The 19,798-nt window shown below is 39.8% G+C and carries 21 protein-coding genes; 7 read left to right on the top strand and 14 right to left on the bottom strand.

Going from position 1 to position 19,798, the window contains the following annotated elements; translation table 11 throughout:
• The first annotated feature begins 117 nt into the window (after nt 1-117).
• From QUF73_25350 to QUF73_25335, 4 genes are all read left to right on the top strand, one after another.
• Nucleotides 118-1,011, top strand: coding sequence for an ABC transporter permease (locus QUF73_25350; protein ID MDM5229443.1), 894 nt, complete (start codon nt 118-120; stop codon nt 1,009-1,011).
• Nucleotides 1,012-1,072: 61 nt separating this feature from the next.
• On the top strand, nt 1,073-1,936 hold the full coding sequence (locus QUF73_25345) for an ABC transporter permease subunit (GenBank protein MDM5229442.1): 864 nt from the start codon (nt 1,073-1,075) through the stop codon (nt 1,934-1,936).
• Between the two features lie 121 nt (nt 1,937-2,057).
• Nucleotides 2,058-2,750, top strand: coding sequence for a Crp/Fnr family transcriptional regulator (locus QUF73_25340; protein MDM5229441.1), 693 nt, complete (start codon nt 2,058-2,060; stop codon nt 2,748-2,750).
• 237 nt (nt 2,751-2,987) lie between these two features.
• Nucleotides 2,988-3,452 (top strand): Hsp20 family protein, encoded by a 465-nt coding sequence (locus QUF73_25335; protein ID MDM5229440.1) that lies wholly within the window; start codon nt 2,988-2,990, stop codon nt 3,450-3,452.
• A 113-nt stretch (nt 3,453-3,565) separates the two neighbouring features.
• On the opposite strand, the gene QUF73_25330 is transcribed toward QUF73_25335, so the two are convergent.
• The 3 genes from QUF73_25330 to QUF73_25320 form a co-directional block, all read right to left on the bottom strand.
• Entirely contained in the window at nt 3,566-5,974 is a 2,409-nt protein-coding gene (locus QUF73_25330; protein ID MDM5229439.1) for an ABC transporter permease subunit, read from the bottom strand.
• Nucleotides 5,967-6,830 (bottom strand): ABC transporter permease subunit, encoded by an 864-nt coding sequence (locus tag QUF73_25325; GenBank protein MDM5229438.1) that lies wholly within the window; start codon nt 6,828-6,830, stop codon nt 5,967-5,969. Before QUF73_25325 ends, QUF73_25330 begins: the two co-directional genes overlap by 8 nt.
• Nucleotides 6,831-7,069: 239 nt before the next feature.
• On the bottom strand, nt 7,070-7,639 hold the full coding sequence (locus QUF73_25320; protein ID MDM5229437.1) for a YppG family protein: 570 nt from the start codon (nt 7,637-7,639) through the stop codon (nt 7,070-7,072).
• 320 nt (nt 7,640-7,959) lie between these two features.
• Between QUF73_25320 and QUF73_25315 the strand changes: the two genes are divergently transcribed.
• Nucleotides 7,960-8,175: a YppF family protein gene (locus tag QUF73_25315; GenBank protein MDM5229436.1), complete on the top strand. Its 216-nt coding sequence runs from the start codon at nt 7,960-7,962 to the stop codon at nt 8,173-8,175.
• Between the two features lie 25 nt (nt 8,176-8,200).
• Here QUF73_25315 and QUF73_25310 read toward each other — a convergent pair whose 3' ends face one another.
• From QUF73_25310 to QUF73_25300, 3 genes are all read right to left on the bottom strand, one after another.
• Nucleotides 8,201-8,578 (bottom strand): YppE family protein, encoded by a 378-nt coding sequence (locus QUF73_25310; GenBank protein ID MDM5229435.1) that lies wholly within the window; start codon nt 8,576-8,578, stop codon nt 8,201-8,203.
• A gap of 72 nt (nt 8,579-8,650) precedes the next feature.
• On the bottom strand, nt 8,651-8,914 hold the full coding sequence (locus QUF73_25305) for a hypothetical protein (protein ID MDM5229434.1): 264 nt from the start codon (nt 8,912-8,914) through the stop codon (nt 8,651-8,653).
• Nucleotides 8,915-9,309: 395 nt separating this feature from the next.
• A complete protein-coding gene (locus QUF73_25300) occupies nt 9,310-10,302 on the bottom strand; it encodes a DUF2515 domain-containing protein (protein ID MDM5229433.1) in 993 nt (330 codons plus the stop codon).
• A 197-nt stretch (nt 10,303-10,499) separates the two neighbouring features.
• Here QUF73_25300 and recU point away from each other — a divergent pair, with 197 nt between their 5' ends.
• Nucleotides 10,500-11,111 carry a Holliday junction resolvase RecU gene (gene recU, locus QUF73_25295; GenBank protein ID MDM5229432.1) on the top strand — a complete coding sequence of 204 codons (612 nt, stop codon included), beginning with the start codon at nt 10,500-10,502 and terminating at the stop codon, nt 11,109-11,111.
• A gap of 41 nt (nt 11,112-11,152) precedes the next feature.
• On the top strand, nt 11,153-13,855 hold the full coding sequence (locus tag QUF73_25290; protein ID MDM5229431.1) for a PBP1A family penicillin-binding protein: 2,703 nt from the start codon (nt 11,153-11,155) through the stop codon (nt 13,853-13,855).
• 98 nt (nt 13,856-13,953) lie between these two features.
• Here QUF73_25290 and QUF73_25285 read toward each other — a convergent pair whose 3' ends face one another.
• The 8 genes from QUF73_25285 to QUF73_25250 form a co-directional block, all read right to left on the bottom strand.
• On the bottom strand, nt 13,954-14,478 hold the full coding sequence (locus QUF73_25285) for a hypothetical protein (GenBank protein MDM5229430.1): 525 nt from the start codon (nt 14,476-14,478) through the stop codon (nt 13,954-13,956).
• A complete protein-coding gene (gene nth, locus QUF73_25280) occupies nt 14,475-15,131 on the bottom strand; it encodes an endonuclease III (GenBank protein ID MDM5229429.1) in 657 nt (218 codons plus the stop codon). Before nth ends, QUF73_25285 begins: the two co-directional genes overlap by 4 nt.
• Before the next feature lie 51 nt (nt 15,132-15,182).
• Complete coding sequence (locus tag QUF73_25275; GenBank protein ID MDM5229428.1) at nt 15,183-15,893, bottom strand: DnaD domain-containing protein; 711 nt, start codon at nt 15,891-15,893, stop codon at nt 15,183-15,185.
• Nucleotides 15,894-16,069: 176 nt separating this feature from the next.
• Nucleotides 16,070-17,362 (bottom strand): asparagine--tRNA ligase, encoded by a 1,293-nt coding sequence (asnS, locus tag QUF73_25270; protein MDM5229427.1) that lies wholly within the window; start codon nt 17,360-17,362, stop codon nt 16,070-16,072.
• Between the two features lie 262 nt (nt 17,363-17,624).
• Entirely contained in the window at nt 17,625-18,809 is a 1,185-nt protein-coding gene (locus QUF73_25265) for a pyridoxal phosphate-dependent aminotransferase (protein MDM5229426.1), read from the bottom strand.
• 58 nt (nt 18,810-18,867) lie between these two features.
• On the bottom strand, nt 18,868-19,341 hold the full coding sequence (locus QUF73_25260) for a DUF5590 domain-containing protein (GenBank protein MDM5229425.1): 474 nt from the start codon (nt 19,339-19,341) through the stop codon (nt 18,868-18,870).
• A 15-nt stretch (nt 19,342-19,356) separates the two neighbouring features.
• On the bottom strand, nt 19,357-19,527 hold the full coding sequence (locus QUF73_25255; GenBank protein ID MDM5229424.1) for a YpmA family protein: 171 nt from the start codon (nt 19,525-19,527) through the stop codon (nt 19,357-19,359).
• 69 nt (nt 19,528-19,596) lie between these two features.
• A complete protein-coding gene (locus QUF73_25250; GenBank protein MDM5229423.1) occupies nt 19,597-19,782 on the bottom strand; it encodes a hypothetical protein in 186 nt (61 codons plus the stop codon).
• Nucleotides 19,783-19,798 lie beyond the last annotated feature (16 nt).

Genomic DNA, 19,798 nt, shown 5'->3' with positions numbered 1-19,798 from the left:
TAAAATCCTCAGTCTGCATTTTCACTAAATCAGAATTCATGGAAAAAATTGACTGAAAGTTCTAAATATAGGACAATATTATGTATATTTTTCATTTATTCTAAAAGAGGTGAAGCCATGCTGCACAGCATATTAAAATCAGCAGCAGTATTTTTGTTAATACTAATTGGATTTATCCTGATTCTTCTTCTTCCCCGGGAACAAGAAATAACTGTTTTTTCGGCGTTTCATGTTGAAGCGGATTATCCCTTTAGCTTTGAATTATATATAGAGAGAATACAAGATTTCACTGATTATATATTAACTGAAAAAGGTTTGGGTGATGCAAGGAGCGGACGCCCAGTCAGTGAGGAATCAGGGATATTTGTTATGCGGAGCATTAAGATTATTTTGCCGGCTTTCTTGGTCAGCATGCTGCTTGGCACACTGATGGGTGCACTCCAATTTTACAGGAGAAAAAAATTTACCGGGAAGCTCCAGAACTTTCTTTCCTGGCTGTTTTCTTCAGTACCCGATTTTTTTCTTTTTATTGCCATTCAATATCTTTTGATTTTGATGATGCAGCAAGGGCTGCCGCACTTTAAACTATATGGGCATGAAAATTGGTATAGCTTTTTACTGCCTCTCATTTCTTTATCCGTGTTTCCATTTCTTCACATGTCCCGTTTTACCTCGGCTGCACTTGAAAATGAAATGGGTGAAGAGTATGTGCGCACAACCTATGCAAAAGGGCTTAGCGACTTTAAAGCACTTCTGCATATGCTCTGGAATTGCTGGACCCCCATTTTGAACCAGGCGCAGCTGGTGATGCTCTATATCCTATCCAGTCTGCCAATCATTGAAAAGCTGGCAGGCTATAATGGAGCAGGCAAGGAGCTTCTATTCAGCATATCATCTAATGATGAAATTAAGGCACTGTCCCTTATGCTCCCTTTCCTCTTTATCATGTTTATAACCATAACCCTTTCACAGATAGCAAAATTCTGGCTTGTGCCAAAAGGAAGGACGTGATGGAGTATGTGCTTTTTAATATGGATTAAGAAACATGCCTTATTTTGCATAGGGGCTTTTTTTGCTGCTGATATTATTGGCAATCACGTTTGCCGGACCATATCTTCCTTTTGTAGACCGCGAGTTATCAAAGATTACATACATCCTTAATGAGGATAAAAAGCCAGTTATACCGCCTTATCCGCCATCAGAGGATTACCTATTCGGCACTGACAAAAGCGGAAGGGATTTGCTCAGCCTGATCATATTGGGAGCAAAAGAAACCATTTTGCTTGTTGCCTGTATAACTGTCCTGCGATACGGACTGGCTATTCCGCTCTCCTTTCTTGCACACAAAAAATGGATGGGTACACACTTATTCCTTAAATGGCTTAATGGGCTGCTGTCATATATTCCAACCATCATCATTGTCATGCTTCTTGCCATGCTTCCGCCATTTTTGTTAACTGAATACCGGCCCCTATCCCTGCTCCTTATTATAGGTTTGGCAGAAATGCCCCGTGCTGCAGAAATGATAAAGCTGGAATTTGATCAGATTTCTTCTAAGGAATACATATATGGAGGGATTGCTGCCGGAGCTTCACCTTCCAGGCTTTTCAGAACATACTATTTGCCTTTTCTATTCAGTAAGCTTCTTGTATATATGGTTACAGACCTTGGAAAAGTCATGTTTTTGCTTGGTCAATTAGGGTTTGTCGGCATTTTTATTTCCCAGGATTTAGTTCAATCCATGGGAGGAGATTGGCAATTGGTCAATAATTCGATTTCATGGCCTATGATGCTGATGAAAGCCTTTGAGGATATAAGAGGCCCAATTTGGATTCCTTTCTTCCCGGCATTTGCAATGACCTGTGCCATCTTAACTTTTAATATATTCGCTCAGGGATTAAAATCATTTTTCACCAGGAAGGTCCGTTATATTTAACTTTTCGGACCAGCCCATCCTCTTTAAGGGCCTTATATGAAAATAAGCTTTTTCTTAATATAAACGTTATGAATGTTTTTTGTTACAATAAGCTTAATAGGACAGAAGCAAGAGGTGGATTATGAGAGCAGAAGAAATTAAAGGAGTTCTTTCCCAGTTCTCTCTTTTTAAAGAACTGAACAATGAAGAGCTGGATAAAGTGGTAGAGATATCAATTTCACGGGAATGGAAAAAAGGAAGTCATGTTTTTCTTCAGGACGACCCGCTGGATAATGTTTATTTCATTAACAACGGCAGAGTTAAGATATATAGAAGTGATATTAATGGTAAAGAGCAGATTGTTGCCATCTTAACAAAAGGCGAGATGTTCCCTCATGTAGGATTTTTCAGAAAAGGGGGGTATCCGGCTTTTTCCGAGGTACTTGAAAACGCTCAGCTCGTTGTTGTGCCAATTTCGCAATTTGAAAAGGTACTAATTGAGAATCCGGAGCTATGCATTAAGGTGTTTAAAGTTCTGGGCGAGAAGATTGTCGATCTGCAGGAGCGGCTGGAAGCCCAAATTTTAAACAATACTTATGAACAAATCATCAAATTGCTTGTCCGTCTTGCCAAAATGCATGGGAGAAAGCTTGAAGACGGCAGCTTTATTTTAAAAGGGGACTTTACCAATAAAGACCTTGCCAATATGATTGGCACTACAAGGGAAACGGTCAGCAGGACTTTAACAAAAATGAAAAAAGAAATGTTAATTGAAACAGATCAGGATGGACATTTAATCATAAACCCTGATCATCTCCTAGAGACAATCTTTTAAAGACCGCACTATGCGGTTTTTTCTTTGTCTAACTCCATTCAGCGACTGCTCCCTCGAGGGGTCGGATGTGAGCACCAGGGTAAAGCTTCATTTGGATGTTCTTCACAGAAACAAACGGTTTTGACTTGTTTCGAAGGCACTTCCGCTCTTCTTTGACTTATTGCTCAATAGGAACATCCACCCAAAGGTCAGCATAGGATATGTTGAAAAATCCTGTTTGAGAGGGGATGGATGTATATGGAGGATCCAAAGAAAAAAGACCGAAATGAGCCATTTGGTGATTTAATGAAATCGATGAATCAGCTTTTCCATGAAAAACCCGTTAGAGGATTTCTGCAGACTATGGATGATTTCTTTAAGAATCCCTTCCCAACTTCTTCTTCCTTCCATGTCGATGTTGCAGAAACTGAAAAAGAACATATCATTAGTGCAGAACTTCCAGGAATAAATAAAGAGCAAATACAAATTGACATCCTGGACAATTATATAACTATTTCTGTCAGATCCTCTGAGATGATAACAGAAGAGGATGAGAAAAATAAAGTTTTCCGAAGACAGCAAAGCATGCAGCGTTCCAGCCGGACTATTCCGCTTCCCCAGCCAGTCAATGAAAAGAAAGTAAAGGCAGTTTACCAAAATGGCCTTTTGCAAATCACAGTGCCAAAGCAGCAGGGAAAAAGAATCGTGATCGATGAAAGCTGATCCTGACTGCAAGCCAGGTAATAATGGTTATTTAATTGGGTCTGGTTAAACAAAAACAAGCAGTATCAATGTCTGCTTGTTTTTGTTTGAATGAACTAAACCAAAGGTGCTAATTAGCTGTTTAGTTTAGTTGTATCAATCCAATTATTGAAATAGCCAGTCGGAACACTGAAGTAATCTTTTGTGAAGGATATAAACTCCTTCGTATCGACCTCTTTATAACGGAAATTTTGATAATAATCGGACAGGAACTGCATCCCCACTGCTTTAGGGGATTCCCCTTTTAAGGTATACTTTTCCTGAATCATTTGTAAAATCTCCAGAGCAGGCTGCCCATAGATATAGCCTGTATGCTTTACCTCATTAACCGGTACATTTGAATATTGCCTGCCAAGGCCAGCTTCCTCAATGGCCTCCATTCGAAAATGGGAAATGCCAAATGCCTGTCTTTCAGCCTGATTTTGACCTGCATAGAAATACATAGAGGTGGCAAATTCAGTAATTCCTTCATCAATCCATGCATTATTGTAAGGGTCATTGGCCACTACTCCATAAAAATACTGATGTGCAATTTCATGAACAATAGAAATTTCATAAAACCTTTTATCATCAATATAAGGGTTAATGGTTACAATACCGGGATATTCCATAAATTGTCCATCATCCAATACGATGTCAAGCTGCTTATGCGGGTAGTCTCCTATATTATCCTGATAGAATGTTAATGCATTTTTTGCCAGTGTTAAGGAAGCTTCAGGGTCTTTATCATGATTGCTCCTTGAAAATAATCTGACCTTCACACCGTCTTTCGCTTCCGTTTCATAAACTTCCATATCCTTCATGACAGCAATGAAGAAGTCTCTGACCTTTTTGGCTTTAATATCCCCTTCATTTTTCCGTTCTGCCGGATCTTTGTCTGCTGTAGAAGCCAGAGAATATCCTTTTGGAAGCTTATAGGAAACTTTGAAATCAGAGAAGCCTGTATGAAATGTTTCCAGCCCTTCCATATAAGGCTCTTTATTCCATTTTCCTTTTTGATAAACTGCAGCCATAGGGTACCATTGAGCAAGATAATAGTTTGTGTCTACTTTTGAAAAGCGGCTGCCTTTGTCAGGGACTGTAAATCCATATTCGATCTTTACATTATGGCTGCTTCTATCTTTCATTTCAGGTCTTAAATGTATGGTTAACGCATCACCCTTTAGCATAAAAGACGCTTTTTGCCCGTTCACTGTCACCTTTCTGATATCTGCTACAGATGTGCCTTCGACAGAATCAAATGCATGTCCCTCTGTAAAAACGTTTGGAATGAAATAAAATACAAGCTCTTTCCATTCTTCATTTGATTGGTTTTTCAATTGGATATTTGCATTGGCAGTGAAATAGCCTTCCCCATTCATTTCCAGATCAATGTTGTAATCCGCGCGGCTCCCGCTTTTAACTCCAATATTGGCGTCTTTTGCGGCAGTTACATAGATCCCAGCACCAGCAAAAGCAATGACTAATACAGAAAAGGCTGCTTTATGAGCAGAAAATGACCAAAATTGCTTTTTTCGGCCATATTGTTTTCTGGAAGGCTGAATTAACGGTTCATGCCCTGTCTTAATCCACGGTGTACGCTGATAATTTGACTGAAATCGATTCTTCAATCCATTTGCCAGCAGGCTGAAGGATACTGTTGTAAATAAAAGGACCGTAAGTGGCGCAACTAATATATGAGTGTTTCCATAGATATTCAATCTTGCCTGCCCAACAAGACCTGACAGCTCTTTTGTAGCTGATAGGTAAATGATGGGGTCAAATCTCATAATGGTTCCGCCAACAAAAATATTCAAAAGCGCCAGCTGGCCCATAAGAGCGATCACATACACAATTTCAAGTATAAACATAACAAGGAAAGTTTCCTTTAACTGAGGGAAAATATGCCTCCAGATTAAACGGTTTTTTCCAGCTCCCAGTGCTTTTGCCGCTTCAATATAAACGGACTTATTTAATTCAGCGGTTTTAAGCCTTACAGATGATACAATGCTAGGAATGCTGATGATTGATGCAATAACTATAAAGTAGAGTATTAATACATTTTGCTTAAGGCTGCTGTTGAAGCTTATTGGTGCCAGGAAAAAATACAGGATCAGAAACAGCGGAACATAGCTCCATGCATTTTCGAAAGCAATTAGCCAGCCAGGTGTCCTTTTCAAGGTGCCAGCATACAAACCGATGATTGTTCCGAAAGCCATTTTAATGATCGTAACAGCAGCTGCAATAAAGACAGTGTATCTTAATCCAAATAAAATCATGGACAAAAGATCGTAGCCCCATTTGTCAGTTCCAAGCGGATAGGAGGATGATTCAAAGGGCTCCAATGGCGGAGCCAAAACCTTCCCGTTTGTATATTGTGTTTCCAATGCTGAAGTCAATGAATGCGGTGCAAGAATAGGCCCAAATATGCTGAAAAAAAGCAGGCCTGCAACCATAAGAATTCCGATAATCAAGGAGTAATTTATTTTTAGCAGCTTATTCATAGATAAAACCCCGTTTAAACAGATAGAATATGAGCCTGTTAGAAATATAGACAATTAGAGAAATCAAAAGCATAGCAAACAAGCCAATTGCAATCGGCTGGACCTCATGGCTCTGAAAAATAAATTTAGTTATGCCGGAAACATTCATAATATGTTCAATAATGAAGAGATTGCCGATGGCCAGGGAAATCACTTTGATTAGCTCAGATTTAATAAATGGCTCTAAATTTTTAAATACATGCTGAAAATTTATGTAATTCAAGCCCATTCCTTTAGCAACTGCAGTCTTAATATAGTCCTCCCCGCTTGTTTGATAATATTTTACCGAGACAAGCTTAAATAAATATAGTGTTGGAGCTAAGCTTGCTAGCACTGTGGGAAACCAGGTGTTAAGGGCTCCTCCATCCGGCCTGAGTGAAATCACTCTGATTCCCGTCATCTTATATATTTTAACGGCAAGAATCATAGACATCACAATGATAATAAAGTCGGGTATGGACGCAAGGATATTTAAGAATGCCCCAAAAAGCTTAGTAAGCCTGAAACGGCTGACAAATACCCCGAAAATAAGACTTATAACCAAGGAAGCATTCACAGCAATCAATACAATTAGCAAACTGGTAAAAAAGTTATCAGCTATATCTTCTGCTATAGGACGCGTTTGCCGGCCAAGCTGATAGGTACCCAGGCTGCCCCCGCTTACTTCCGTAATAAAATCTCCATAAATCTGCGGTAAACTTTCAAAGCTCCAATCAAGACTCCCGCTTGATGGATCAACAGAAATAATTTTTGGCAATGCCGCAAGAAGCAAAATTAATATAAATATGATAACTATTTGCTGCAGAGCACGAACCATACAAATCCCCCTTTAATGACCATAAGTCATTTTTCTATTTTTTCACCTTTATCTAAATTTTGTCAATCATACAATTAAATTTTCCTGGTTAATAATTCCTATATAATGGGAATCGCAAAAAATAGACCGGTTATTTTATTTTTAAATATATTTAATTTTTTTTCAAGTCTGATTTTTATATATAATTCCATGCCCCTAAAATCAAAGATAAAAAAAAAGGCCTATTCGGCCATGATCAGTTAAGCTTTAAATATTCCGCCAATCCCTTTTACCATTGATGATACTTGCGTTACAGCAGACATCATCTGGCCTGCGGTGTCCACCATTTTATTAAGATCAAGCGAACCATCCTGGGCTTTAAAGGAATTCATAATGCTTTGCACTCCGGATGGCTGCTTAGGAATGAATGATTGTTTCGGATACGGATTCATATACGGCATTTGCTGTGCAGCGGACTTGTTTGCTTGAGTTCCATAATAATCTTCAGATTCTAATGGGTTTTGAAAAACACCAGCATTTTTCGAACCGGGCTGCGGGTAATATCCTGGGCCATAATTATGCTGCTGATAGGGCTGTTGTGAATAACTTTGCTGCAATCCTGCCATCTGAGGCGGCTGATGATATTCCATATTATAAGGCAAATAATAAGGGCTATACTGTCCAGCAGAATTATTATAATTCTGCATTGGCTGCTGCCTCAAATAATATTGGCCATTCGTCCCCATATAAAATGGATCAATGTAAATATTTTGATTTAAATGGCCGTATGGCTGCAGATGGTTCGCTCTTTTCATTACTCGGCCAAACATGGGCAAACATCCTCCCCATTCAAAAAATATAAGTATATTAGCGATAATTACAGGTAAAAACGTTCTTATTATCACCAATATACTATATGAAAGATTTTCCCAGAATGTGAAAGAATCAATAACATTTAAAATGGAAGCGGTTTCCGTTTTTGTCTAACTATGAAGAATGCTGTCGGAAGTTTGATTTTTTTAAAAACGATGAAAAATAAATTTTCATGATAGGATATAAAAAACAAAACAGTTTCTTGTCCCCCTTTTTCATTTACCGGGCTGCGGGGAACGAATTTCTCCGCGAATCTATATTCAGAGGAGGCAATATCATGAATGTTCACGAACTAAAAATGAAGTTTCATCAGCTGCGGGAGTACACTCCTGAAAATGTTAATGAATTATTGGATTTTGCTAAAAAGGCCTATATCCATAATGAAATTTCCAGTACAGATTATCGAAATCTCGTTCGTGAGCTTGAAGCTCAAGGAGCGGCCGTTCCGGAAAGCTACAAAGATAACACCCTCCAGGATTCAGTAAATGCATAAGAAATTCAAAAAAAGGGACCCTATTTCAGGTTCCCTTTTTTTCTTCACCTACTAATTTTAACAATTGCTTTAGGACATACTCGGCGGAATTAACATAATTAATGAACCTGGTTTTGCTTGTTTCAGGGAAAAATGCCTGAATGGAAACCATTTCAATATGTTCAGCAGCAGATTCAATCTGCTGTGGATAAAGATTTCGGGGGTTATGAATGCCAATCCACTTCAGGGCTTCTTCTTTCCATCTATCATTTATGGATTTAACGTCATCAGCAAAAGGTTTGACTTCATTATAAAAATCACCCTTTTCACCTGATTCCTTCACCTTTTTAAACCTGCCGTCTGAGATTTCCATATATTCAAGCAGCTGTTCTGTCATTTGCACCAGTACTTTTTCACGATTCATTCAGCTTCATCTCCAAAAATAAAAGTAGCTAGTCAACTTTAGCTACTGAAGGATACTGCTATTCTATGCCACTTAGAAGCCAAGTTCAAGCTTCATTCCGGCTGATCTTTTTGCGTTTTCTATATTGTCTGCCTCAGACCTGATTGCCGTCATATCCTCTTCAATCGCTTCCAGCCTGCTTTCGCAAACCTCTATTTTTTCTGACTGTTCATAATACCAATCCTGGCGAAGTCCCGACAAATTAGACTCAAGTACATTTTCAAGCTCTTCCAGCTGATCATATATTTCTGAAAGCATGGCCAGCAATTCTTCTTTTTCTACCATTTTTCCCTGCATACAAAAAACCTCCCGATTTCTTTTTCTCCTTGCTTCCTGGAATAAATACGACGAAGGATACAGTGAAAATTTTGCTGTGTGCCTACTTAATTCTATTTTGCCTGTAGGTTTCCTCCATGCATGACAAAACTAGAAGTGATTCGTCAAAGAAAGTACTTATTTGCATGGCAGCAACATGGTTTCGACAGCCGCTGGAAGAATGAAAATAACGTCATTGAACAAACTAATTAACGGAGGTGTAATGTAATGGCAAAAAAAGAAAAACAAAATAAAACACAGCCAAAAAAGCTGGAAGAAACTAAAACAGGCTATGGCAATAAGAAGCTTGAAGGCCCTGACCGCCCTTCAACATAAAATGTAAAAAGCAAGGGATCCCTTGCTTTTTCCCTATTCCGCTAACAAAGCAAGCGAAATAATTTGCCCAGCTTCGCAGCAGTATGAAGCTGTTTCTGCTTATGCAAATACCATTTTGTAATATGGGCAGGGTGTTTTAGGACAACCGATTCTGATGCCCATTTACTCTTTATTCGTTTTTTTGCAGACCAATCATTAAATTGATGAATGTGATGAGTGATTATCGGGTATGTACAGCGTAGGAAAGGGCTGGTTCTCCGTATTCTTCCCTTAAAGTATTTCTCATAATCATGCCTTGAACCAGTATGAATCGTGCCCGAAGCAAATTCATACACGTCCTCATAATAGCTGGTGTCAAATAAGATTTCTGCCAGCCGTTTTCCAAGATCAATTCTTTTGGACACCGATCGGAAACCATTTACACTTGCCCCGTATAATTCCCCTTTACAAGTAGGGAAGATTACAGAACTAAAATGAAGATAGTCCTGAAAGGAAAAAAGCAATGTATGAAAAACTTTACTCTTATAAATTTCATGTTCCATTACAGGCTCTTGAATAACATTTTGTTCATTAATAATCAGTGAAATCATTAACCTCTTTTTATTTCTATTTTTCCAGAAATATAGCCACTCCTGTTCCATAAATGCCGATACACGAAAAATTTTTAATAAATGAAACATTGGCCTATTTATTTTCGTCGAATAATGATAGAGGAGTAATTGTGGAAAGGCATCCTGAAAAATCAGCCAATTGGCCCTTTCATATGTAATATAAAGCATGTCCCGCAATTTCTTTCCTATCAATTTAGGAAAACAGCTTCCTTCAAGATCACACATATTCCAGCCGGCATTTCGAGACACCATGGAGGCAAGAAACGCCCACTGTATCTCAGGATGCTTTTTATAAAACCGGAAATATGCTTCCGTTCTTGAAATATTGTCCAGGTTATATTTTGCTGTCATCTTCATAATATGATCTATTATTGCCTGTTCCTTTTTCTCGTGGCTATTTAAGAATTTCCCAGGAAGAAACATCTCATTTCACCTCAGAAACTGATTAGTCTATATTTTTCCAGCAGGAAGACATGCCAAATGACCATGTAACACGAATAAAACCGGAAAATAATGCTCAAATGGAGTTTCCTATATACTTTGTTATTTAGAACTTTTTATTCAGCCAAATCATGCTTACTTTTGTTATTATAGGGAGGAGTTTAAAACGAGGTGAATGCATGAATTTCCATTATCCTAATGGCAGGAGATATACTCCATCTGCTAATAGCGCCAAAAAATTAACACCAGAGAAGAAATGGACATACAGCAATCGAGGAATGACACTGGAGGAAGATATAAATGAAACCAATGAATTCTATCTGAAACATGGAATAGCAACTATTCATAAAAAGCCTACGCCTGTTCAAATCGTCCAGGTCGATTATCCGAAGAGAAGTGCGGCCGTTATTAAAGAAGCATATTTCAAACAAGCTTCAACAACCGATTATAATGGTGTGTATAAAGGGAGATATATTGATTTTGAAGCAAAAGAAACTCAGAACACGACCTCCTTTCCTTTAAAGAATTTTCATGAACACCAGGTGAAGCATATGGAGAAGGTATTAGTCCAGCAAGGGATTTGTTTTGTTCTTCTCCGCTTCTCTGCTACCGAAGAAGTTTTCCTTTTAGAGGCACATCATTTGCTCTCATACTGGGAGAGAATGAAGGATGGGGGAAGAAAATCAATTACCAAGGGTGAAATCGAAATGAATGGCCATCACATTCCGCTTGGATTTCAGCCCAGAATTGACTATATTAAGATAATAGATTATCTTTATACCCTTAAATAAGTTTTTTACAGTTCCATTGTCAAGAAAGGATGAACATAGATATGACTGAAAAATATCAATCAAGAGAGGAGCGCCGCAAACAGCAATCCAAGCCTAAAAAGAAGGGCGGGAAAAAAGGCACAGGCACTTTTAAACGTATTTTTCTTATTTTAATTGCCCTCGGAATTGCTGGAATGCTTTTAGGAGCAGGCGCTTTTGCTTTTATGGTGAAAGACGCACCAAAGCTTGATGAAAAATTGCTGAAGGATCCAATTTCTTCACAGATTTACGATATGGAAGGTGAATTCATTACAGATGTAGGCTCGGAAAACCGTGATTATGTCGCTTATGAAGATATACCAAAACTAGTGGAAGATGCCTTTTTGGCAACAGAGGATGTCCGCTTTTATAAACATAATGGAATGGACTTAATTCGATTAGGCGGTGCCGTAATCGCCAATGTCACACGTGGATTTGGCTCTGAGGGAGCAAGTACGATTACACAGCAGGTGGTAAAGAACTCCTTCTTAAATAATGAAAAAACGCTGAGCCGTAAAGCACAGGAAGCCTGGCTTGCCTTCCAGCTCGAGCGCAAGTATACAAAACAGGAAATCTTTGAGATGTATGTGAACAAGATTTATATGTCTGAAGGTCATGGAGTGCTGACGGCATCGAAAATTTTCTTTGGAAAAGAATTAGATGAGCTGGAGCTGCATGAAGCGGCCCTTCTGGCAGGTATGCCGCAAAGCCCGAACAACTATAATCCTTTTAAACATCCTGATCAAGCAGAAAAACGGAGAAATATAGTTCTTTCTCTTATGAATCAGCATGGTTTTATTACAAAAGCAGAAATGGAAGCAGCTCAAAAAGTGCCTGTAGAATCTACACTTGTAGCTGAGGAGAAACGAGAAACAAATGAATCAAAATATGATTCTTTCATTGATGTTGTCCTGGATGAAGTAGAAAAGAAATATCCGGATTTAAATCCATATTCGGATGGCCTTAAAATCTATACGACCCTTGATCCTAATGCACAGAAACACGTTGAAAACATCTTAAACACTGATGCAGCAGTAGCATATCCAGATGACGAGTTTCAAGCGGGAATAACCTTGCTTGATACTAAAACAGGTGAAATCAGAGCAATTGGCGGAGGTCGCAACCAGGAAGTAAAACGCGGCTTTAACTATGCTGTAGATCAAAAAAGACATGCTGGTTCAACTTTTAAACCGATTGTCGATTATGGACCAGCAATCGAATATCTAAAATGGGGAACCTACCATACTATAGTTGACGAACCCCACACATATTCCGGCGGTACAAAAATCAATAACTGGGATGGAAAGCATATGGGCTCTATGTCCATACGTGAAGCCCTTGCCCGTTCCCGTAATATCCCTGCCCTGAAAACACTTCAGGAAGTAGGAACTGATAAAGCTTTAGAATTTACCAATAAATTAGGCATCCCAATGGAAGAAATGTATGAGTCATATTCTATTGGCGCTTATGAGGTTTCATCTATGCAGGTAGCCGGCGCATACAGTGCATTTGGAAACAATGGCTTTTACACTGAGCCACATGCCATCAAGCAAATTGAAATGCGTGACGGCACGAAGCTTGATTTGAAACCTGAATCTGAAGTAGTAATGAAAGATTATACAGCATTTATGATCAGTGACATGCTGAAAAGTGCAGTTAAATCTTCTTATGGGACCGGCCGTCTGGCAGATGTTCCAGGATTGCCTGTAGCAGGAAAAACGGGGACTACTAACTACACCGATGAACAGGAACAGGAGTTTGGAATACCTAGAGGTGCTGTGCCTGATGCATGGTTTGCAGGATATACAACCAACTATACAGCGGCTGTCTGGACCGGCTATCAGGATAGAAAAAATTATATTCCTGCAGGCGACGAGCAAAAAATTGCTCAAAAACTTTTCAGCAGCTTAATGGCACATGTATCAGAAGGAAAAGAAACAGAAGACTTCAAGGTCCCTAACTCTGTGGAGGAGGTTGCCATTGAAAAAGGAAGCAATCCTGCCAAAAAGGCAAGCCAATTCACGCCTCAGGACCAAATCATTTATGAGTATGCTGTAAAAGGCCATGCTCCGACACAAGTGTCTGAGAAGTTTGATAAACTGGACTCCCCTTCTGGCCTGTCAGCGAACTTTGACCAGGAGACAAATGAAATTACATTATCATGGGAATACCCAGAAGATGCAGAAGGCACTCAATTTGAAGTGACGGTATCTGTAAATGAAGGAGGAGATCAGCAGCTTAGCGTCACTTCTGAAAAAGGCTTAAAAATTGCCAACCCTCAGCCTGGAGCTGTGTATACCTTTAAAGTAACAGCATTTAACGGTGATCAGCAAAGTGATCCTGCTTCTGTAAAAGTAGAAATCCCTGATCAAAGCGTCATCGAAGAAGGTGATACTGAAGGTGAAGGACAAGATGGAACTGGCGAAGAAGAACAGGAAGGTCAAGAAGGACAAAATGGTGAAGACGGCCAGGACGGAAACCAAGATGGCGACGGTTCTGGAAATGGTGAAGGTGAAGGTTCCGGAGATGGCTCCGGAGATGGTGAAGGAGCCGGAAACGGTGAAGGTAATGGTGAAGGTTCCGGAGATGGCGATACCGGTACCGGAGAAGGAAACGGAACGGGTACTGGAGGTACTGGAGGTACTGGAGGTACTGGCAGCGGTGGAAACGACACTGGCAGCGGCACTCCAGGCTCGAGCGGTTCCGGAAATGGATCTGGCACATAACTAAATAGAAATGAAGAGCTGGCTCAGAGTTGAGTCAGCTCTTTTTTGTCGCTGTGCTGATGAACTTGTCTCTAGCCATAGAAAAAAGCGCCTATCATTTAAAGGCGCTTTCTCTTTATTTTTTCCAATGCAAGCATCTTCATATATTGCTTTTCCATTTCAGTCATTAGTTCAGAAAGCTGTATATAAGAATGATAAAAAGCCGGTCGTGCAAAAATGAAATTCAGCCGTTCTTTAAGGTTCACTGGCTTTATTGGCAATTCTCCAGGATCTGACTGAAGGTTTACCGGCTTGCTATTTGCCCAATACAATAGCTGCAAAAATACTCCCAAAGATATTTTCATTGGATCTAAGGCAGCCTTCTGGTTCCGGTTTGAGAAGTGAATATCCAGAAGATGTTTCTGCCCTGCCCATTCCTTCATTAAAACCGGAATATATTTATCGCTGGTTTCCCAAGGCCTTACAGCAGGTATGCCCGCATAAAAAGCCGCTTCATATAAAAATGGCGGGAGAGGCTGATAAGCGGAAAGAGATCCTTCATTTACAGCCAATGAATCATTCTTTTTGTAAAACAGGGAATGGCATAATTGTTCTGTAACAGGAATGGCTATCTCTCCGGTCATTTTGCTTGCTTCATCTTCATTCGTTTTTTGCCTTCACGGCATAAATCCAGCAGAGGGCAAATCTCACATTGAGGATTCTGTGCCTTACAGTGATATCTTCCAAAAAAGATCATACGATGATGAGTAATTGACCATTCATCCATCGGCACTTTCTTCATTAATGCCTTTTCAACTTCCAGTACAGAGTCCTTCCAGCGGCAGAAGGCAAGCCTTTTGCTTACTCGTTCAACATGAGTATCGACTGCAATCGCAGGCACTCCATAAGCCACTGAGACAACGACATTAGCAGTTTTGCGTCCTACTCCAGGAAGCTTTGTCAGCTCATCTCTGTCGCGGGGTACTACACCCTCATATTCATCCAGAAGCAATCTGCATAGCTTTTGAATATTTTTAGCTTTGTTGCGATAAAGACCAATAGAGCGGATATCCTCCTGCAGTTCCTCTATGGAAACATTGAGGTAATCCTGGGGAGTTTTATACTTTTGGAACAGGTTTTTTGTCACTTTGTTAACCAGTGCATCAGTACATTGTGCCGATAGTGCAACAGCTATGACCAGTTCAAATGGATTGGAATGATTTAATTCACAGTGCGCTTCCGGGAACATTTCCCCCATTGCATCAAGGCAGTATCTAATTTGTGTATTATTTAACAAAGAAATCACCAACTTACTATATTCAATATTTTGGGTGCTGCTTTAGCCTGCTTACTGTTCAAGCCAATTATAAAAGGGAACGGATTTCGTTGTCTGTGACGGTGTGTCTTCCCTCTTCGTTCTTTGCTGTGCTTGGTTCTGCCTGAATTTTTTACCATAGCTTTTAGCCTGTTCAATCGTTTTTATGCCGTTCTTTTTCCATTCAAAAAGAATCCTGTCTATATATCTGAAATTTAGTTTACCGGACAGGACAGATTCTCTTAATGCAGCTTTTATAATATGGGGATCATGGTGATCATCATCCATCCAAAGCGCAAGTGTTTCACATTCAAAAGGTGAAAGCGGCCTGCCGAATTCTCTTTCAAAGCAAGTATAAAGATCTGTTTCCTCCTGCTGTATCTTAACAGCTTCCTCTTTTTTGCCGCTGAGCAGAAACTGGTCAATAAGCTTTTCCCAAAGCGGATCAAGATGGTACCTTTCATATCGGATGCCATCAGCAGAATAGCTATCTTTGATATCAATAAAGCCTTTTTGAATTAGTTTTCTTAGCATATCGGTACATTCAGCCACAGAAATGGTCATGCGGGAAGATAATTCTACAGGGGTGGGAAATTCATTCCCATGTTCAATATAGGAAATTACATGAAGAATTAAGACGAGTTCATGCTCATTCAAATTCATTTCTTTATACTGTGACAACAGGACTCCAGGTATTGAAATATTTCCTTCCTGAAGCCATTTTAATAAACTATTTTTAGACATTCGGGACACCTCCTTCTAAGTATATCATGAACATAGTGGCCAAAGTGAGATGAAAAACCGGTAACTTTTCCATGAAATTCAGCCTGACTGTTTCTTCTGAATGATCCAGCGGGAATCGGAAGAAGCAAAAAATCCGCAGTAGGCGGATTTTTGCTTTATCTATCAATTAATTTTAATTATGGATATAGACGGTTTAATAAACGAGGAAATGGAATTGTTTCACGCACATGCTCAACGCCGCTGATCCAGGCTACGGTTCTTTCAAGCCCAAGACCAAATCCGGAATGCGGCACTGAACCATATTGGCGAAGCTCCAGGTACCATTTATAAGCATCCAAATCTAATTTATGTTCATCAAGGCGCTGCTTGAGAAGGTCATAGTCGTGAATACGCTCAGAACCGCCGATGATTTCCCCATAACCTTCAGGTGCAATCAAGTCGGCACATAATACAACATCTTCTCTTGATGGATCCGGCTGCATATAGAACGGCTTCAGTGAAGTTGGATAGTGTGTGATAAAAACTGGCTTATCATAGCTTTCTGCAATTGCTGTCTCATGCGGTGCACCAAAGTCGTCTCCCCACTGGATATCATCAAAGCCTTTTTCCTGAAGAAACTTAATTGCTTCATCATACGTGATGCGCGGGAATGGAGCCGTAATTTTCTCAAGTTTCTCCGTATCACGGCCAAGTGTTTTGAGTTCAATTGAACAGTTCTTAAGAACAGATTGTACAATATGAGCTACATATTCTTCCTGTACTTTTAAGTTATCATCGAATTCACAGAAAGCCATTTCAGGTTCAATCATCCAAAATTCGATTAAATGACGGCGAGTTTTGGATTTTTCAGCACGGAAGGTCGGCCCGAATGAAAATACTTTTCCAAGAGCCATAGCAGCTGCTTCCATATAAAGCTGGCCGCTTTGTGATAAATAGGCATCTTCATCAAAATATTTTGTTGCAAAAAGTTCCGAAGTGCCTTCTGGGGCGCTTCCCGTCAGAATTGGCGGGTCAACCTTGGAAAAACCTTGCTCATTGAAAAACTCATAAGTTGCCCGGATAATTTCATTTCTGATTTTCATGACTGCATGCTGGCGGCGGGAGCGCAGCCATAAGTGACGATTGTCCATCAGGAATTCAGTTCCATGTTCTTTAGGAGTAATCGGATAATCTACAGCCTGATGAATAACTTCCAGGCCTGTTACCAGCATTTCAAATCCGAAAGGTGAACGCTCATCCTTTTGTATCTTGCCAGTAACATAAACGGAAGATTCCTGAGTAACTGATTTTGCACCCTGGAAAATCTCTTCCGGCACTTCCGCTTTCACTACAACACCTTGAATAAAACCAGTCCCATCGCGCAGCTGCAAAAATGCAATCTTTCCGCTTGAGCGCTTGTTGGCAATCCAAGCTCCAATCGTAACTTCCTGATCAACATATTTATGAACTTGAGAAATTGTTGTTTTTATCAATTTATGTTCCCTCCAAAAAAATCTAAGCAATCACTTCTTATGTATCGCTATATATTATACCTTCAAGCACATTGACAAGCAATAACAGTAAGTTTTACGCGCTCTAAATAGATAGAAAACACAGAAGGAGGCCGGATATGATCCGGCGCTCCTGTTTCAGAAAATAAGAAAGTCCAAAATTTTGAATGTAAATTACTGTCTAGCTCCAGCGCCTACCCCCTCGAGGTGACGGGGGTGGAGAAGGCGCTTCCGCTTTTCTTTACTTCATGTTCTTTTCCACAAACCCGTGCATCCGTTCCACTGCTTTCTCTAATAATTGAAGAGAAGTTGCATATGATAAACGGATATTATCCGGAGAGCCAAAACCAGAGCCTGGAATTACTGCAACCATCGCTTCCTCGAGAAGCGCCTTCACAAATTCATCGACACTCGCAAATCCGGTCAATTCTGCTGCCTTTTTCACATTGGGAAACAGGTAAAATGCTCCTTGCGGTTTTACACATGTAAAGCCTGGAATGCTGATTAATTTATCATAGATAACATTTAATCGATGTTCGAATGCTTCTCTCATTTCTTCCAGTGTATCCTGTGGCCCGGAATATGCAGCAATTGAACCATATTGTGCTGTTGTTGTCGGGTTGGATGTGCTGTGGCTGGCAAGGTTGGTCATGGCCTTGATAATATTCTTATTACCTGCGGCATATCCAATTCTCCAGCCTGTCATGGAATGAGACTTGGATACCCCATTAATAATAATGGTTTGTTCTTTAAGTTCAGGTGAAATTTCGGCAATCGAAGTATGCTGATGGCCGCCATATACCAGCTTTTCATATATCTCATCAGAAATGATAAGGACATTATGCTTTAAACAAACCTCGCCAAGCTCCTTTAATTCCTCCGCCGAATAAAGCATGCCGGTCGGGTTGCTTGGTGAGTTAATGATAACTGCCTTGGTTTTGTCAGTTATGCTTTTAGCCAGCTGTTCCGGGGTGATCTTAAAATTATTTTCTTCTCTTCCCTCTGCATAAACAGGAATTCCCCCAGCTAGTTTAACCTGTTCTGGATAGCTGACCCAATATGGAGTCGGGATAATGACTTCTTCCCCTTCATTCAGCAAAACTTGGAACAGTGTATATAAGCCATGCTTCGCACCATTGGTAACGATGATTTCTGAAGCGTCATAATCAAGTCCCTGGTCTTTTTTAAACTTGTTTGCGATTTCTTTCTTTAATGCAGGAAGACCTGCCGAAGGCGTATATTTTGTATGTCCCTCATTCATGGATTTCACGGCAGCATCGATAATATGCTGTGGCGTATTAAAATCCGGCTCGCCTGCTCCCAATCCAATAACATCATGTCCCTGGGCTTTTAGCTCTTTTGCTTTAGCTGTGATTGCCAAAGTTGTTGATGGTGTCAATGCTTTTACTCTTTGTGCCAGTTGAATCTCCATTGCTTGCTTCCTCCCGATTTTCTCCTGCACTAAGGCGGTGTGTTGCCTCAGGCTATAGATTTTCAATTTTTTTTAGCCATTCTCCTGTTTTAAAATCTATATAATAATAATTTATTAAATCACTGCCGGAACGGTAATGAATTTCCCATAATGGAATATTTTTCTCCATTCCCAGCCGCACAGACATGATTTCAGCAGCATTTTTCTCCTGCTTAAGTCTGTTAATGGCTTCATTTCTGGAAATTCCATCAGATTGCTTCAATGTAACGATTTTCCCCTTTTTTTCTGGAACCCACACATATATGCTTGTCCCATCATGATCTTTGCCCTCGATGACATAGTAGGTCTCAGTGCCATGATATAAATTGAAATCTTCAGTTTCAGCAAGATCCGTTTCTTTTTTCGCAAGCTCTACAGCCTTTGATTCTGCCGCTCTAACGGGCTTCATGCTGTTGAAATAAATTAAAGAGCCTGCTCCAATGCATATGACAAGCAGAATAATGATACCCCATATTGCTTTTTTCATGTCTCAATCACTCTTTTATGTACGATATATCGTAAAAATCGCTTTATTTTGGTCTTCCTGATCAAGCGCCAAACCGAACATCAGGTCTTTTTCTTTTAGAGTTCTGTTCAGTGCATCAACAATTTTATACAGATCCGGGCTTTGCTGGATCTTCACGGTAGATAAAACCTCAATTTTGCTTTCCATTCTGGAATTCCTCCTCAGCCTCTACAATATTTGTAACTTATATACTCAACCGTTAAGGTTAAACTAATTTTACAAAGAAATAATCTCAGTAACAGTATAACAGCAGATTTGATTAACTGGTATTAAAACAACTATAAATTTTCTTCTGGTCCACCACGTCATGCTGCGCTGCAAGCGCAGCTTTTTCGTTGTTCCATTTTCCGGGAGATGATGATTCTGCCGATAATTATTAATAAAAAAATTAATTACCTTCACAAAATATCTCCCGAAG

The organism is Cytobacillus sp. NJ13, from assembly GCA_030348385.1.
GTDB lineage: Bacteria > Bacillota > Bacilli > Bacillales > Cytobacillaceae > Cytobacillus.
This window is presented reverse-complemented; position numbering and strand designations above follow the sequence as displayed.

What these genes read in the sequence shown, in the direction of transcription:
- QUF73_25325 (MDM5229438.1), bottom strand. Translation starts at nt 6,830, where the DNA reads ATGGTTCGTGCTCTGCAGCAAATAGTTATCATATTTATATTAATTTTG.
- QUF73_25330 (MDM5229439.1), bottom strand. Translation starts at nt 5,974, where the DNA reads ATGAATAAGCTGCTAAAAATAAATTACTCCTTGATTATCGGAATTCTT.
- QUF73_25310 (MDM5229435.1), bottom strand. Translation starts at nt 8,578, where the DNA reads ATGAATCGTGAAAAAGTACTGGTGCAAATGACAGAACAGCTGCTTGAA.
- QUF73_25275 (MDM5229428.1), bottom strand. Translation starts at nt 15,893, where the DNA reads ATGTCTAAAAATAGTTTATTAAAATGGCTTCAGGAAGGAAATATTTCA.
- QUF73_25255 (MDM5229424.1), bottom strand. Translation starts at nt 19,527, where the DNA reads ATGGAAAGCAAAATTGAGGTTTTATCTACCGTGAAGATCCAGCAAAGC.
- QUF73_25335 (MDM5229440.1), top strand. Translation starts at nt 2,988, where the DNA reads ATGGAGGATCCAAAGAAAAAAGACCGAAATGAGCCATTTGGTGATTTA.
- QUF73_25300 (MDM5229433.1), bottom strand. Translation starts at nt 10,302, where the DNA reads ATGTTTCTTCCTGGGAAATTCTTAAATAGCCACGAGAAAAAGGAACAG.
- QUF73_25285 (MDM5229430.1), bottom strand. Translation starts at nt 14,478, where the DNA reads ATGACCGGAGAGATAGCCATTCCTGTTACAGAACAATTATGCCATTCC.
- QUF73_25260 (MDM5229425.1), bottom strand. Translation starts at nt 19,341, where the DNA reads ATGAAAAAAGCAATATGGGGTATCATTATTCTGCTTGTCATATGCATT.
- QUF73_25305 (MDM5229434.1), bottom strand. Translation starts at nt 8,914, where the DNA reads ATGCAGGGAAAAATGGTAGAAAAAGAAGAATTGCTGGCCATGCTTTCA.
- recU (MDM5229432.1), top strand. Translation starts at nt 10,500, where the DNA reads ATGAATTTCCATTATCCTAATGGCAGGAGATATACTCCATCTGCTAAT.
- QUF73_25350 (MDM5229443.1), top strand. Translation starts at nt 118, where the DNA reads ATGCTGCACAGCATATTAAAATCAGCAGCAGTATTTTTGTTAATACTA.
- QUF73_25290 (MDM5229431.1), top strand. Translation starts at nt 11,153, where the DNA reads ATGACTGAAAAATATCAATCAAGAGAGGAGCGCCGCAAACAGCAATCC.
- QUF73_25320 (MDM5229437.1), bottom strand. Translation starts at nt 7,639, where the DNA reads ATGTTTGGCCGAGTAATGAAAAGAGCGAACCATCTGCAGCCATACGGC.
- QUF73_25315 (MDM5229436.1), top strand. Translation starts at nt 7,960, where the DNA reads ATGAATGTTCACGAACTAAAAATGAAGTTTCATCAGCTGCGGGAGTAC.
- QUF73_25340 (MDM5229441.1), top strand. Translation starts at nt 2,058, where the DNA reads ATGAGAGCAGAAGAAATTAAAGGAGTTCTTTCCCAGTTCTCTCTTTTT.